A 14793-nucleotide genomic window follows, 5' to 3' on the forward strand; every position below is an offset into this window, starting at 1 on the left:
AATGGGAACATGAACAAGGACGAACATCTTCAACGACATCTCAACCTCTGCAAAGCAGTGTATGAACACCTCAAGAAAACTGGCAACTGGCCATGGCTTGATTCGCAATTTTCCGAGGATTTGGTAGAGTCGGGCGATAACGAAGAAGACCCATGAAGCCCTGTTTTGGATACATCCGGGTTTCAACAGAGCGGCAAGGTGACGGCGCCTCTCTAGAAGCCCAAAAAGACGCAATCACGGGCTTTGCGAGTCAAAACAACCTAGAGATCGTCCAGTGGTTCGAAGAGCGGGAAACGGCCTCGAAAACCGGTCGTCCAATTTTCGGCGAGATGATGAATACCTTGGTTTCGGGAGCTGCCGAAGGGCTTGTTCTTCACAAGGTGGACAGGACCGCACGCAACTTCTCGGATTGGTCCCGGCTGCACGATGTGGCCAAGTTGGGCATTGATGTGTATTTCGCGGCAGATAGCCTCGATTTCGGCACGCGTGGCGGGCAGTTATTGGCCGACATCCAGATGGCCCTTGCTGCCGACTACAGCCGCAACCTCAGCCAAGAGGTGAAAAAGGGCATCTACGGGCGCATCAAGAATGGCGTCTATCCGTTCCGAGCGCCGCTTGGATATCTTGATACCGGCGGCGGCAACGTCAAAACCATCGATCCGATCAAAGCGCCCTTGGTACGCCAGGTCTTTGAGCTTTATTGCAGCGGTGACTACTCCATCACCAGCCTGACCGAAGAAATGCGGCGGCGCGGCCTCAAAGGCTTCGGCGAGCGACCGGTAGTCCGGCGCAACATCGAAAGCATCCTCCGCAATCCTTTCTATTGCGGAAATATGCTCGTTCGCGGCAAGCTCTACGACGGCGCACATGAGCCGCTGGTTTCGACCACTCAGTTTCGGCGTGTCGCCGCGATTAAGGCTAAGCGCTTTGCCAAGAAATCAACCAAGCACGAATTGTTGTTTCGGGGCTTGTTTACCTGTGGTGCTTGCGGTCGAGTTCTGACTGGTGAGCACCAAAAAGCCCACGTCTACTACCGCTGTCACACTTCGAGATGCGGGCGCGGTGCTGTTCGGGAAGATCGTCTGGAAGAAGCCTTGCGCGAAAAACTGGCCAGCTTGGAAATCTCACCTGAAGATCAAGTCACTCTAGAATCCAATCTACGCACCTGGCTCAACAAGGATGGATTTGACGATGTCGAAAAGTCGCTGCGGTTACGGATGTCCGATGCCGCTGCCCGCCTTGACCGATTGACCGACCTCCTGGTCGATGGCGCGATCGACAAACCGGCCTACGAAATGCGCAAACAGAATGTCGAGTTTGAGCGGCAGCAGCTGCGAGAAGAACTCGATGCGCTGGAACGCAGCCGCGCTGAGGAAATGGATCTGAAAACGCTCATCGAATTGGCAGCCGATCTTTCATCTCTGTATGACGCGGCGCCGTCACCGAAGAAGCGTGAACTGATCCGAAATTGCCTCGTCACCCCCCGCGTCTTGGATGGGGAGTTGATCTCGGACCCCGCTGAGTGGTTGGTCTCACTTCGAGAGGGACCCAAGACTGGTGAACCAAGTAGCAGCGCACCATCAGCAATCCTAGAGGGTGTCCGCTTCATGCAGAGCGTCACTGATACCTTGTCCTAACCTGCTTAAAACGGGTCCAAATCGGAACAAAACTAAACGAGAATTCGAACCCTAGAAACCGGCTCAGCTGAGCCGGTTTCACTTAATTTTGGCGAATTCCGACATCAGGCCGAAAACACCGACTTCGAACCGAAAAATACGGCTCAACAGAGCCGTATTTTCGCGATTTTGGGACTACCCGTCCCACAAGGCGGGCTTTGCCGTGTCAGTTCTCGAACAAAATTGCCTTGGGACATGACTCGTTGCCTAGCCAAACGGTCAGTCCTGTGTTGCGACCCAAGACGGCCCACTTCTCGACCATCTGAAGACCCCGAGATTCTCCGGCCCGGAGATCCGAGGAACGAGCAATAGACCGCCTCCTGGCCAGAGTGACGTTGCTTGATCTGATACAAGTTAAGTCGTTGAAAGTGCGCAATTTACCGAATAGATCGGTGTTGTATTTTCGAAACATCGCAAAACTACGCCTACGAGCAGATCAGTGTAGTTTGACACCACCACGATTCTATGTCTTTTCTGGGAAAGTGAAACTTTTTTGCAACATAATAGGTTGAAAATGGGCGGAAAAACTACAACGGGCAGCACCGCTATGACCTACAAGCGCGGCACCGGTAAGCCGGTCCATTCACGACTGTTCCCCAATAGAGCTCTTCCCCCAACAAAAAAATCAAGATTGCCGGTGACGGTAATCGAAGCCACGGCTTTTGCCTTTCGCCCAGAGTCTTTGAGTGAACGCAAGAGAGAAGAGCTAGATCTTCTTTACCATACTAATGCTTACTTCCGTAAGCGTGTGGACTATTTAAGGAAGAATCTTGAAAGATTTGAGAACATGGAGTTCGCGCCTTAGCGGACTCCTTTTTGTTGGGGAGCCTGTATGAAACACTTCCATATTGGCAGTGGTGCGTTTGGACTTGGGTTTTCAGTTTCTCTCTCCAAAGCAACTGGCAATACCGTCATCGTGGTGAATCGAAAATCCAACGGTTTGGGAGGGCGCTGTATCGCTTCTCTCATGGAAACTGGCGGCCAATACACCATCAATCATTCAGACGGTTATCCAAGTCAACATATTGTGGTCGATAAATGTATTGAACTTAATGGCGATGGACAAAGTATGGGCCTTGCGTCCTGTTTGGAGCCCGGGGATCGAGTCTTTTTTTCTACATCAGTCAAGATGCGCAACGCTTTGCTTACCTACGTTGGTGCCTTTAGGGAGATAATTGAAGAAGTTGCGGCAGGACGGGTGAAGTCGCCAATTTATTTCCTCGCTCTAGAAAATAGTTTCACATCAAAAGAAGCTTCAGACTTCCTGAAAAGAGAATTCCCTGAAATCGCATCCGCCCTGAATACCCACTTTGTTTTTATTGACGCCGTCGTCGACAGGATTTGCACAGTAAATCCGGATCAATCCAATGGTGTTCAAATCGAGGCCGAACGATATGCCAAACTTTATATTTCTAACAAGGGGCATAAAGGTGAGACCGAAGTATCCGTAAATCACATTTCACGTGAGCTTCTACAGCCAAAGCCTGACGACAACGTTCCAGATATTTTAAAAGAACGAACTTCGCGAATTGTAACTTGCGTAAACAACATCGAAGACTACAGGAGAATGAAGCTCGTAGTATTGAACGGATCCCATACGATTTTGGCCCTTAGAGCCTTCAATGACAAGTACACCACCATCAATGAGTTTATACGAGAGAATCGTGACTGGGCAGAATACGTGCTTGAAGAAATGTCTGCGGTGGCGTCGGTCGACCCAGATTTCAAGATTATCGATCCCAACTTCGAACTCGAATGCGAGAATTTTGCCAAGGAGACTCTGGAGCGTTTCGAAAATTCGGTTGATTTCGTTGAGCGCGTTCTGCATCGCTTTGTAGATCCTTGGATCGGTGTGTTTGACGAACTTTTTGTTCATGAGACCGATGGGAACCCTGAAGCAATAGACTATCTCTCTGAGTTTTTTCGAAACCTTCAACTGAAGGTGGTGGAGCCCATGGTTAATTTCCAAGCAACCACAGGCCAGACGCCGCGACTTGGTCTCGAGTTGTTCCATCTTGTTGCGCTTCTTCTGACCGACGCGAGATACATTTCCACTTCGATTGCCCGAGATAAAGAGAAGCTGAATGAGTTGATGGAATCGAGCTTGGTGCTTTCCAAGAAATAACCTCAAAATATCTATTTTCAGGACGTTATAGTAAAATTGCGATCTGCTCGTCCGTAAAGAGTTCAGCTTTGATTAGCTCCTTCTTTGCCGCTTCGGCATTTGGCGTAAAGAGTAATATTCGTAAATTCTTCATGGCGCGGGAAAAGCACACATACGCCAGCTTCCTGCTTTTTTCGAGCTGACCTTCTGTCGGCCCTCCGGATGTTTGAGGAGTCAGTGTCTTAGTGAAACTGAATTGGCTCCAAGCGGCTTCGACATCATCGAACACAACAATCACATCGTCGTATTCTTCACCTTTCACGCCATGCTGAGTGCTGAATGGCGTGTTCTCCCAAATGAAGTCACAGTACTCCTCAAGCCCCTCCGTCCCCTTCTGAAGAAACTCATCGGCAAGCCAATCCGACTTTTCTTCTTGATGGACATCGGCATCGTATTCTTCGGCGCGCGGCTGCCTACTGAGGTCACCTGAGAGCCGTTCTGAAATGCGGCAAAGTCTTTGTTCAATACAGAAACCCAAGATGTCTCGAACAGTCGCTCCGTCCCACATATCGAGGAGTTGCAGTGACAGATCTCGGGAACGATGCATCATTTCACTCAACGGCGCGTCTTTGTTTTCTCCGAGGACATCAAATGCAGGGCTTGTCGACCTCAGTACATCGATTGCTCTTCGATTATCACCGTCTCTGGTTGCGGAAACCAAGGGACAGATGCAGTCCAAAAACGGTTTGAGCAGATAGTGTGTGCCGTTCTCGTATTCGTCTTGAGCTTTCGATGAGGCATACACCCCAGTGAACTGCTTGTTCAGCTCAAAGAACCCGAGACGTCTTGCGATCATCTGACGAACGAGAAATAGCCGCTTGGCTTCATGATTGTCTTCCCATCCCCAGTTCGCCAGGGCTTCTTGAAACCGGGCAGCGGCACGTTCAAGCTGTTCGGGCGAGTATCGTCCTCTAGGAGCTTCAGGGGTTTCTGCGTTGACGAGCATCAGCTGAACACTTCCCTCAACTTCTTGGTTTGGACCGGCTGGCACCTGCTGCACGTCATCACGTAGTTTGTTCAATAGCGTGATCACCGCTTTGGAACATCGGTAGTTTTCGACCTTGTTGATAACCTCAAGGGTGTCCTCGGACGCGAAAGAACCTGCGCGTTTATCATAGATCTGCTGCATTGGATCGCCGAAGTAGCCTGCGACCGGCAGTCCCTGTTCAGCACAGATCAGATTGATCGCTTCCACAACGCTAGGGAATGTGTCCTGAGCCTCGTCCACAAAGATGTACGGATACTTGAATCCCAAAATCTTCCTTAGACGCGGGCGTTCCACGATCATGTTCGCTGCCACAGCAATCACATCATCGTGGTTCAGCTGGCCAAGATCATACCGACTGATCGCCTGGTCGTCATAGTCAAAGCGTTCTACAGCATCCAACGCCTCAAGTTCGGCCTCCAGCCTGGCCACCTTCGCGCGCGCGTCTCTGGCTGATTTCGTATCTTTACCCGTATCTTTCTCTTTCGCTTTTTCAATGTGTTGAGGGATGATGATTGCCCTTAGGATCTCGCGAATATCAGCTTGAAACCCTTTTACTTCACCCCACAAGAATCCATGAATTGTCGACACGAGGAAGAGATCATCAAAGCGCAGCCGTGTAGAGATCACTTCGACTGCACGATTTGTGTAGGTGATACAGACAACTTTCTGACCGTCTCTTCTCAGTTTTCGCCCGAACTCATCGCGTACGAAATCCAACGCCATCACAAGCGACGTTGTTTTTCCTGAACCCGCGCCAGCTACCACAGCAAAACTCTTTTCCGCGCGAATGCAGTCCTGGATTTCTAAGTCGGCAACTGTAGGTTCTAGTTTTTTCGACATGTCAACGGTCTATTCCTGCGGCTGAGGGGTCAAAGTCTGCTCAAGCCACCTGAGGCCTTCGGCGATGTATTCGGGGGTTGCCCATTCAGATGTTGACGACAGGACATCCATCGCAAACTCAGTCTTCTTGAAACCTGACTTTTTGACCTGCTTGTACACGCTTTCGAACACATCATTGGGATTGTCAGGGATGGTAACTGAGACAGCCAAATCTCGATTGGCCACTAAGGCAAGGTTTTCGTAAACAAATGCTTCCTCCAGAGTTCGCCCATGAACGGCTATGGCCTCACCCTCGTGAACAATCACCACCGGCATTTCATATGCCAGAAAGCGCAACTCGTTTGCTTTTTCTTCGGCTCCCAGTTCTTTGAGGGCTTCGATCGAAACGTCGTTTAAGAAGCCTTTTAAGGTTACATTTGAAGATACCGCACCAGCAGCATCTGTGCGGCAAATCTTGCGCCCATTGTTTGGATCAACGGAGTCAATGTCCGTGACAATCAAGTAAGGTATATGCAGGAAATCCAGGAGACCCACGAAGCGATGCGCATATGCGCCGCCAACTTCGAGGATCGTTAGGTACTTCGATAATAAGCCGTTTGCACTTCGCCGGACCATTGCGGGAAGCAGCAGTTTTTCGACTGTTCCCTCAACGAGAACGGCTGCATCTGCAAAGAATAAATCGCAATGAGTCAGCTTCAGGTACTTTTTCAGGAAGTCGAGCACCTCTGGACCGGTTGCTTCCGCACCCTCGATTTCAACGGGCTCTGGCGTGAAGTCTCTAAGGCTATGTATAGTCGTGCCACTATTCCGTTGGATGCCTTCAGCCGCTTCACGCGCAAACGGACATCGGCGAAAATATCGGATCTTGGCAAAGTCCGCTGCATCCAAAATGTGCGAAGAATGCGTCGTAATCGCGAGTTGGGGTGAAGGCGTCCCCGCGTCTTCAGAGGCGCGGTTCAAAAGATCCCAGATATTGCTGATAAAGGTTTGTTGTACTTGTGCGTGTAAATGAACCTCTGGCTCCTCTATGAAGATAAGTTGACACAGAGGCCGATCTTTCTCGGTATTTATCCACTGGAGATGAGCGTGGCTGATCTGTACCGCCATGAAGATCAGGTTCTTGAAACCCAATCCATTATACGCTTCAGGTAATTCATGCAGCGAAGCAGGATCTACATACATCAGATCTGCACTTCCTTTGAGGGCAGTTTCAGCACTGAGGGCGGATACAAGCTTGAGATCCCTGTCGTGCGCCGAAGGTACGCCCAAATCGCGAATAACATTCATCAACGGCTCGAAATGAACCCGATAGTGGTCCGTCAGTCTCTCATTGTTTTCGTTTATTACACGATACGCTTCTTCTTCAGCTTCAGGTTTTTCCAGGTTCTTTTCGTAGAAATAGGCAAATGCACTTGAGAGACGGTTTCCTCGTCCGACCTCTCCCTCATCCAGGTTCCGTTGTGCATCTATGAAATCAACCCTGACCAGGGACTTGATCAAGCGTTTCCCTTCGGAAGACTCCAAGGGTGTAACGACAAGCCCATCCTCAGTCTTCTCCAGAGAAAAATAATTCAGCTCGAAGTGCTTGGACAGATTTTTTTTGGAGCCGAGGAAATGGCTTAGACTCTTTCGAATTCCTTCATTGTCACGAGGACAATTTGCCTCATAGTCCGCCCACAGATCTTTCGCACTTTTTGCCTCCAATTTGCATCGCAATCCAACTTCGGAAAAATCGTCCGACAAGTTCGGCAAGAGAGAAAATGCTCGACCAAAAGCGATGTTGTCTGGATCTATAGAAAACCAGACATCAAATTCGATGAATGGCAGTACATTATCAGGGTTTTCCGGATCAAACCCATCGAAGTCCAACAGCTTCGATGTTGAAAAATCATGTAAAGTGAACTGCTTTTCGCCCAGGAAGCATCGGAATGCAGCTGTGGCGGTTGTCTTACCGCTGTTGTTGGGGCCGACGAAAATAGTCTCGGATTCTTCTAAATCCACAGTGATATTCTCTAGTCGTCTAAAACCTCGAATGGAAACCTGTTTGATTTTCATGATGAGCAACCAATGTTATACCTCAGCTTATCATACCCTTCTGAAGGCGGCACTCAACCATGAATAGTTGCCCGCCAGCGCATTGGTCGGCTCAACTGGTCACTCCAATCCCGAGGAACTCTGCCCAATCGCGCATAAGATGCACACGTTTATCCAATAGATCGGACCTTTGGTATGCACGTTCGACTTCGCTGCCAATCTGATGTCCCAACGCACTCTCTTTTACCTCATAGGGCGTGTCAGTTTGCTCTTCCACCCAAGTGCGAAACGTTGCCCGAAATCCGTGCGGGCGGGCATCGTACCCCTCCCGTTCCATTAACCGGCTCATCGTCGCGTCTGACATCGGATTGCCGCGAGCTGTTGGAAACAACAACTCCTGATCCGGCTCCTGGCGCGCGCGATCGATCACTGATAATGCAGCCTCGGAAAGCGGAATCCGGTGTTCCTTCGACGTCTTGGTCCTTTCGGGCGGAATGACCCAGACATCACGCTCGATCTCGGAAAACGTAGCAAATCGCACCTCACTGGTCCTGGCCACGGTCAGGATAAGAAAGCGCAACGCCAACGCCGATACAAACGGCTTCTCACATAGCCATTTGTAGAACGCCGGAGCTCCTTGGTATGGCAGTGATGGAATGTGTTTGGTTGTATGCCTTCGTTTTCCGAGCAGTGCTTGTGCCTTCATGACCGCCTGAAGGTCTACGTCCAGCCCTAGCGCGGCGGCGTGTTTCAAGGTCAGGTTCATTCGGTTCATGGCTTTTCGGGCTGTATCAGGCTTCTCGTGCCAGATCGGCTCCATCACGCGCTTCAACTCGTGCTGGTCGACATCTTCAATCGCCAGGCTGCCGATCTTGGGCAACACGTGCACTGCTAGAGGCGACATCCAACGTCCGGCGTTGCCATCTCTTTTGAGCTCGGCCTGCCGCGCTTCGAAACACCCCTGCACCGCATCGGCTACCGTCAAACGATTTGACCGCAATCTTTGAGTACGTCGGTCTTGGATGGGATCGGTACCCTGTCGGAGCTTCTTGCGTGCCTCACTGGCGCTCTCGCGAGCCTCAGAAATCGACACATCCGGCCATGCACCGAGCCCCATTTCCCGGCGCTTGCCGTCGATCACGATTCGAAGGATCCACTTCCCGGCATCTTTGCGCGACTTCACCAGCCACAAGCCTCGACCGTCGGCATACTTGCCCTTGCCGAAGTTCTTTGCCTTCATCTGCGTTAGCGCGTTGGAGGCCGTCAATTTAGCCCACCTTTTGGCCCACCCTGATACGTGTGAAACTATATACCACAATGTTCAGCGTTGAGGCAAATGTGATATTTTTATCTTTATTTATCGGCTATTTAAGGGCCGATATGTTCAGTCATGTCCTGAGTTAATGGTGCCCGGGGGCGGAATCGAACCACCGACACGAGGATTTTCAATTAGCCTTGTGATCCGCGCACTCTGTTTCAGGATCGCTCAACCTGCAACGTAGCCGATTGAAAATCTTGACGTTTGCGCATGGCAGAATGTCTCGACCTGTCTCACGCCGGAACATTCAAGCACGCTGCTCCTGCTACCCCAGCGATACCCATGGGGGCATCATGACGTCTGTTTGCCTTTTCTCGAGACCTTCACGAAGGAACATTGGCGCGCCAGTGGGCACTCGTCGCAACGGGGGTTGCGCGCACGGCAAACCTTGGCCGCGAAATCCAGAACGGCCCAGTTGGTCTCCACCGGCAATGACCTGACTAGCCAAGCCGCGGCTGATTGTAACCAAGGGTCATGCCGTATGTCCGCAAGGCGGCGTGGTCTCAGGACGCGCTCGACCACACGGGCCATGTTGACATCGACCAGCGGACGCGGCTTGTCGTGCTGGAAGAGAAGTATGGCATTGCCAACGTACTGTCCGACTGCTGGCACCCTTGCTAGTTCCTTCTCGGTGCTTGGGAAAACGCCACGATGTTCGTCGGCATACCGGGCAAGCGCGCCTAGCGAGGCAGCCCTTCTACGCCACAAGCCGAGGGGTTGGAGGTATTTGCCAAGCTCCTCCTCGGGACACGATGCAAGGGCGTGCCAGTCGGGGAAACGTTCGAAAAAGTCAGCGTAGATCGCCGACACGGTTTCTCGCCGGGTGCGTTGCAGCAGAACCTCCACACAGACGCGCTCGTAGATGCTGGCCTCGGACCGACGCCACGGGAATGCTTCCCCGTGCTCGCCCCACCACGAAAGCAAGACACCTCGCAGGCGGGTCAACGTGCGCTTCTCGAATGGCGTCAGGGCTTGGGAGCTATCGTGCTCGGGCATCTCTGCGTGTTCTTTTTTCGTTCTTTTTCTCTGTTGCCTGTCGCGTTAAGACTATCTTAGTCAGGAAGCACGACAATCGGGCAGGTTTAGTCGTTCACACCGGTGCCCAAACAAGATATGCTGCATCTGAAACCACAACAACTGACCTTCTGGAACATGCTCGAAACAGCCACCACACCCCGTGACCTCGCAACGGATGACTCGGCCCCCATAACGGGGTCGAACCGTCGCCCGATGCACATGGTGGACATGTTCGCGGGCTGTGGCGGCCTATCGATGGGGTTCGAGAACGCGGACTTCCTGCCGGTGTTCGTGAATGAACTGAACCCGGACGCGATGGCGACATATCTCAAGAATCGGCACCACGTCCTCGGGGGTATGCACTTCTCTGCCAACGAGGACCTTCGGTGCAACGATGCGAACAAGCTAAGTGGCCCGCGTCTGGACCAGTTGGTTGCCGACCTCAAGAACCTGCCCGAGCTTGGCCTGTCGTTCGACAAGGGCGCGACCGAACGCGCGGGAGCCGGGTCGAACCTTGACGTGCTGGCCGGTGGTCCGCCCTGCCAAGGCTACTCGGGTATCGGCATTCGTCGCTCGTATGACGTGGACAAGGCCGACCTGCCGTCGAACCACCTGTTCGTGCGCATGGCGCATGTCATCCGGCGTCTGCGTCCCCGCATCTTCCTTTTCGAAAACGTTCAAGGGCTACTGAACGCCAAGTGGACCCGCGGAGGTACGGACAAGATCTTCCCTGACGTTCTCGCGGAATTCCGTTCGATACCGGGCTACACGGTTCGGTACTCGCTCGTGAAAGCCAAGGACTACGGGGTGCCGCAGAACCGGCCCCGAGTGCTGCTGGTGGGTGTGCGGCACGACGTTCTGGAGGCCTGCGATTTCCTTGACCCGTCCGCTCACCCCGAGGACGCGGTGAAATGCGGCTTCCTACCACGGCCCACGGGTGGCTTCCCCGACTTGATCGACTTGCTCGGTGACCTGATCGACGAAAGTATCCCCGGCATCCTCGCGAGCGGTGATTTCCCGAAAGGCCCGTTCGTCACGAAGGCCTATCCGAGGGCACCGCAGAACGATCTACAGCGCAAGCTCAGGACAGCCCCCTCGTGGTTCCACTCCAAGACCGTTACCCTAACGGAACAGGAGTACAGCAAGCACAAGCCGAATATCGTCGCGAAGTTCCAGCACATGCTGGATAACGACGGGGAAATCCCGGAGCAGTTTCAAACCAAGAAATTCTCGCAGCGCGTGTTGCGTGCCCGGTGGGGAAATACCCAGCCAAACATCACGGCGACTTCGCTCGCAGATGATTACGTGCATTTCTGCCAGCCGCGCGCGTTGACGGTGCGCGAATGGGCACGTCTTCAAATGTTCCCTGATTGGTACCAGTTCGCCGGGAAGCGCACGACCGGGGGCCTACGTCGCGCAGGGAACCCCCTCGAAGGCCTGTTCGACCGCGAGGTTCCAAAGTACACGCAGATCGGCAACGCGGTCCCTGTCGGTCTTGCCGAAGCGGTTGGCAAGCATTTCCGCGCAATTCTCGATAGGTATCAAGCTTAAGCGCCTTACGTCTCTCAAGAGAACCGCTTCTTTACGTGCTCCGCGAACTCAGCAATGCTCCAAGTATAATTTTCAAAATAATCCCTACGCTCGCGTAATTCTTTCTTCTTGGCATCATTCGCGGTGGCTTTTTCTGCTTTCTTTAGGCGATCAATTTCTCGCTTAAGCTCTGGTCCGTAGCAGACAAGGTTCACCTTGTTCGCCTTTTGGCTCTCTATAATTTGGGCGCCAATATCCTTGAGTTTTTTCTTGCTCGCCTTAAGCCCATTTCCACTGAACACAAAAGGTTTTCCACCGATCTTCAATTCGCTTGCGGTTAGCCGTGCGCGGTCATTGCTACTCATTTGAACAGCCATGAACAGTTCCACTTTTTGATCCTGCTGATCGGGAACACAGGGGAAAACAAAGTCAGTGTCAGAACCAGATTTTGATTTGTATTGCTCGCGATAGTGCGTGTCTTTAGTGAGACCCGCCGCAGATAGTATCGCGCGGACAAGGTTCTCACCAGCCTCGCCAGCGTTACTCTTGTTGGCCTGCGACAAGGACTCGTTAATGACGCGGGCCACCAGCGCCCTTACGCGATCCTTAACCGTCTCTGATGCTTGAGGATCAGCCAAGAAAGAAGAAATTAGGGCGATTTCAGGTTTACCAGCGTTGAGAACGCCATCGCCAAGCGCCGGCAGGTGATCATAATATAGCTCTTGCGAATAGCTATTGTTGATGCTCAGAAACTTATCGGCCAGTTGATCAACGGCAACGTCTAGCTTGGTGAGGTCGTTTAGTCCCCGAAATTGGCCAATCGCGCTCTGGATATCCGCTTTGCGCTGCGCTTCCCGCGCAACCTTTACCCGGCGCACGAAGCCATCGTTCCCCTGCATCTCTGCTTTCAGTTTCAAGTAAAGCTGGTCAATCAATGTCCGCCAATTGGGTCCTGCAAGATCAGAGAGGGGAAATGACATACTGTCCTCCAAGCCGTGGTACAGTTGCATCATCTCGAAATCTCCAGAACGTTCAAGACCATGCTTGACCTTTAGGCAGGGCTTGAACGTTTGGTTTCAAGCTATCTCAATTGGTCTAGAGTTGTCCCTGACGCGGCTTGTCCGCCCATCTTATCATGGGCTTATGAAACGCAAACTCACCACCAAATTCATCGAGGGCCAGAAGCCCGATCCGTCGAAACGTCTCGATTTTCGGGACGAGTTGATGCCGGGTCTTGTCCTGCGCATCAGCGCGTCCGGCACCAAGACGTTCTGCCTGCACAAGCGCATCAACGGCAAAATGCGGCGACTGACCATCGGGCGGTTCCCCATCATATCACTGGCTGATGCGCGGAAGCGGGTGCAACAGGTTCTTTACGAAATCGAGACAGGTCACTTCGAGGATCGCACCGGCATTGAAGTCGAAACTAAGCCCACGCTGGGCGACGTAATCCCCGACTACATCGAGAAGCACGCCAAGGTTCACAACCGCGACTGGAAACGCAAGGAAGCCCTGCTGGCGAAATTCACCAACTTGCATGGCAGACGGATCGACGAGATCAAGCGCGCTGATGTCGTGAAAGCCTGCGACGTGATCGGCAAGTCGGCCCCGGTCAGCGCGAACCGCGCGCTGGCCCACCTCAAGCATCTCATGAGCTGGTGTGTTGAAAGCGGGATTATTGATGCCTCCCCCATTTCCGGGATGAAACCACGGGCCAAGGAACAACCGCGCGAGCGCGTGCTGACCGACGATGAACTGGGCGCGCTGTGGGCGGTCTGTGGCGACGAAGGCTATCCTTTCGGTGATTGCATGAGGCTCCTAATGCTCAGCGGCCAGAGACGCGCCGAGATCGCTGAAATGCGCTGGTCGGAATTGGACCTTGAAAAACGACTTTGGACGCTGCCTTCATCGCGGGCTAAGAACGGCAGGCAACATACGGTTCCGATCACCGACGCGATGCTTGAGGTGTTGCGCAGGACGCCGAGGTTCTTCAATTCCGACTATGTGTTCACGACCACCGGCAAGTCGCCTGTATCGGGCTTCGGTCGCCTGAAGGATCGGCTGGACAAAGCACTGCCCGAGGGCACGGAGCCGTGGATCATTCATGACCTGCGCCGCACAATGTCCACCAACATGGCGATGCTGCCGGTGATCGAATGGCGCGGCACCACCCACTATTCCGCCGATGATCTTGAGCGACAGGGGCAAGATGACCAGAGCGAGGAAGCGCGGGCAGTCGAGTTCCTGCGCGAGGTGCTGGCAAAGGGGCCGATGCCCTCGGCGGAGCTTTTCATACGGGCCGCTGACGCCGAAATCTCGCGCCCTACACTGAACCGGGCAAAGCGCGAGGCGGGTGTGAAGTCCGAGAAGAAGGGGAAGACGTGGATTTGGAAACTCGCCGAGTCCTAGCGCCGAAGATGCTCAAGCTGATCAACATTCTCAGAAATATCGTGAGCAACATCGAAATCCAAGGTTGTCACGTAATCGGTGAGAAAGATGAGAAGCTTGAGCAACTTCATTTCGGGGCGGCAGCGGCTCAGGGCCGAAAATCTCGGCAGTCGATATGCCCCCCAGTCTGTCCACAGGGTGCGCGCCATTAAAAAAACGCCTCCCCCCATCCCCCTGTGGTCGCCTTGTGACTGCGCCGCATAGGGCACCGCGCGGAACGCCTCGAACCGACCCGTTGACTATCTATCAGTCTGTCGGATGCGAGCCGGACCCAAATTGCCGTGCCTTTTCATGCAGTCCGCATTCGCGCAGGGTTTCGGTATCACGCGCCGGGTTCCACTCGGGTGGCAAACTGCTCGGGCGGTCAATCTTGCACCCACCCCTTGCGATGGTAGTGGCGCAGCACGATGGCGCGATTGAACAGTGGGAAGCCGACCCACAGGCCGTTGAGCGTGAAGAACGACAAGATCGCCCACAGAAACATGCCCTTGAACAGGTAGTAGAACGGGCCGAACAGCAGGCACCACAGACGGTGCCAGTTGCCCAAGATGGTTTTCGTCTGGCCGTTGAAGGCCCATGTTGCCTTGGTCGTCATCGCCGATTTCCTCGCTAGCTGGTTTCGATGCCAGCGCAATAAGATCGGGGACCGTCGCCCGTCAGGGTAATTCCCGTTCGGTCGAGGGAGACCACACGGGTAGCCATGCCGATGCACCGCGTCCGTGCAGATGTCGGGATGATCGCTATGGGCGCGGCGCACAGCGCGCCAGCCGGGATTGCG

Annotated in this window: 12 protein-coding genes; 5 read left to right on the forward strand and 7 right to left on the reverse strand. The window is 53.2% G+C overall.

Annotated elements, in window-relative coordinates:
• Positions 1-9: 9 nt before the first annotated feature.
• The 3 genes from AC2FLM_RS06415 to AC2FLM_RS06425 all read left to right on the forward strand — a co-directional run bounded on the left by AC2FLM_RS06415 (position 10) and on the right by AC2FLM_RS06425 (position 3801).
• A complete protein-coding gene (locus AC2FLM_RS06415; protein WP_496856631.1) occupies positions 10-156 on the forward strand; it encodes a hypothetical protein in 147 nt (48 codons plus the stop codon).
• A complete protein-coding gene (locus tag AC2FLM_RS06420) occupies positions 153-1637 on the forward strand; it encodes a recombinase family protein (protein ID WP_496856633.1) in 1485 nt (494 codons plus the stop codon). Before AC2FLM_RS06415 ends, AC2FLM_RS06420 begins: the two co-directional genes overlap by 4 nt.
• Before the next feature lie 871 nt (positions 1638-2508).
• Complete coding sequence (locus AC2FLM_RS06425; protein WP_496856635.1) at positions 2509-3801, forward strand: mannitol dehydrogenase family protein; 1293 nt, start codon at positions 2509-2511, stop codon at positions 3799-3801.
• Between the two features lie 25 nt (positions 3802-3826).
• Here the strand turns inward: AC2FLM_RS06425 and AC2FLM_RS06430 are convergent, their stop codons facing one another.
• The 4 genes from AC2FLM_RS06430 to AC2FLM_RS06445 all read right to left on the reverse strand — a co-directional run bounded on the left by AC2FLM_RS06430 (position 3827) and on the right by AC2FLM_RS06445 (position 10016).
• Entirely contained in the window at positions 3827-5668 is a 1842-nt protein-coding gene (locus AC2FLM_RS06430; protein ID WP_496856636.1) for a UvrD-helicase domain-containing protein, read from the reverse strand.
• Positions 5669-5677: 9 nt separating this feature from the next.
• Positions 5678-7723 carry an ATP-dependent nuclease gene (locus tag AC2FLM_RS06435; RefSeq protein ID WP_496856637.1) on the reverse strand — a complete coding sequence of 682 codons (2046 nt, stop codon included), beginning with the start codon at positions 7721-7723 and terminating at the stop codon, positions 5678-5680.
• A gap of 91 nt (positions 7724-7814) precedes the next feature.
• Positions 7815-8969 (reverse strand): tyrosine-type recombinase/integrase, encoded by a 1155-nt coding sequence (locus tag AC2FLM_RS06440; protein WP_496856638.1) that lies wholly within the window; start codon positions 8967-8969, stop codon positions 7815-7817.
• Positions 8970-9311: 342 nt separating this feature from the next.
• Positions 9312-10016, reverse strand: coding sequence for an HhH-GPD family protein (locus AC2FLM_RS06445; protein WP_496856639.1), 705 nt, complete (start codon positions 10014-10016; stop codon positions 9312-9314).
• A gap of 117 nt (positions 10017-10133) precedes the next feature.
• On the opposite strand from AC2FLM_RS06445, the gene AC2FLM_RS06450 reads away from it, so the two are divergent.
• A complete protein-coding gene (locus AC2FLM_RS06450) occupies positions 10134-11588 on the forward strand; it encodes a DNA cytosine methyltransferase (RefSeq protein WP_496856640.1) in 1455 nt (484 codons plus the stop codon).
• 14 nt (positions 11589-11602) lie between these two features.
• Here AC2FLM_RS06450 and AC2FLM_RS06455 read toward each other — a convergent pair whose 3' ends face one another.
• A complete protein-coding gene (locus AC2FLM_RS06455) occupies positions 11603-12580 on the reverse strand; it encodes a hypothetical protein (protein WP_496856641.1) in 978 nt (325 codons plus the stop codon).
• Positions 12581-12710: 130 nt separating this feature from the next.
• Here AC2FLM_RS06455 and AC2FLM_RS06460 point away from each other — a divergent pair, with 130 nt between their 5' ends.
• The gene (locus AC2FLM_RS06460) at positions 12711-13976 is read left to right on the forward strand and encodes a tyrosine-type recombinase/integrase (RefSeq protein WP_496856643.1); all 1266 of its coding nucleotides are present in this window, start codon (positions 12711-12713) and stop codon (positions 13974-13976) included.
• On the opposite strand, the gene AC2FLM_RS06465 is transcribed toward AC2FLM_RS06460, so the two are convergent.
• Both AC2FLM_RS06465 and AC2FLM_RS06470 read right to left on the reverse strand, forming a co-directional pair.
• Positions 13973-14164 carry a hypothetical protein gene (locus AC2FLM_RS06465; RefSeq protein WP_496856644.1) on the reverse strand — a complete coding sequence of 64 codons (192 nt, stop codon included), beginning with the start codon at positions 14162-14164 and terminating at the stop codon, positions 13973-13975. The two genes, AC2FLM_RS06460 and AC2FLM_RS06465, sit on opposite strands and share 4 nt — an antisense overlap.
• Positions 14165-14379: 215 nt before the next feature.
• Positions 14380-14610 carry a hypothetical protein gene (locus tag AC2FLM_RS06470; RefSeq protein WP_496856645.1) on the reverse strand — a complete coding sequence of 77 codons (231 nt, stop codon included), beginning with the start codon at positions 14608-14610 and terminating at the stop codon, positions 14380-14382.
• Positions 14611-14793 lie beyond the last annotated feature (183 nt).

The sequence above is a fragment of the Ruegeria sp. SAZD011 genome (assembly GCF_059612545.1).

What these genes read in the sequence shown, in the direction of transcription:
- AC2FLM_RS06415 (WP_496856631.1), top strand. Translation starts at nt 10, where the DNA reads ATGAACAAGGACGAACATCTTCAACGACATCTCAACCTCTGCAAAGCA.
- AC2FLM_RS06420 (WP_496856633.1), top strand. Translation starts at nt 153, where the DNA reads ATGAAGCCCTGTTTTGGATACATCCGGGTTTCAACAGAGCGGCAAGGT.
- AC2FLM_RS06425 (WP_496856635.1), top strand. Translation starts at nt 2,509, where the DNA reads ATGAAACACTTCCATATTGGCAGTGGTGCGTTTGGACTTGGGTTTTCA.
- AC2FLM_RS06430 (WP_496856636.1), bottom strand. Translation starts at nt 5,668, where the DNA reads ATGTCGAAAAAACTAGAACCTACAGTTGCCGACTTAGAAATCCAGGAC.
- AC2FLM_RS06435 (WP_496856637.1), bottom strand. Translation starts at nt 7,723, where the DNA reads ATGAAAATCAAACAGGTTTCCATTCGAGGTTTTAGACGACTAGAGAAT.
- AC2FLM_RS06445 (WP_496856639.1), bottom strand. Translation starts at nt 10,016, where the DNA reads ATGCCCGAGCACGATAGCTCCCAAGCCCTGACGCCATTCGAGAAGCGC.
- AC2FLM_RS06450 (WP_496856640.1), top strand. Translation starts at nt 10,134, where the DNA reads ATGCTGCATCTGAAACCACAACAACTGACCTTCTGGAACATGCTCGAA.
- AC2FLM_RS06455 (WP_496856641.1), bottom strand. Translation starts at nt 12,580, where the DNA reads ATGATGCAACTGTACCACGGCTTGGAGGACAGTATGTCATTTCCCCTC.
- AC2FLM_RS06460 (WP_496856643.1), top strand. Translation starts at nt 12,711, where the DNA reads ATGAAACGCAAACTCACCACCAAATTCATCGAGGGCCAGAAGCCCGAT.
- AC2FLM_RS06465 (WP_496856644.1), bottom strand. Translation starts at nt 14,164, where the DNA reads ATGGCGCGCACCCTGTGGACAGACTGGGGGGCATATCGACTGCCGAGA.
- AC2FLM_RS06470 (WP_496856645.1), bottom strand. Translation starts at nt 14,610, where the DNA reads ATGACGACCAAGGCAACATGGGCCTTCAACGGCCAGACGAAAACCATC.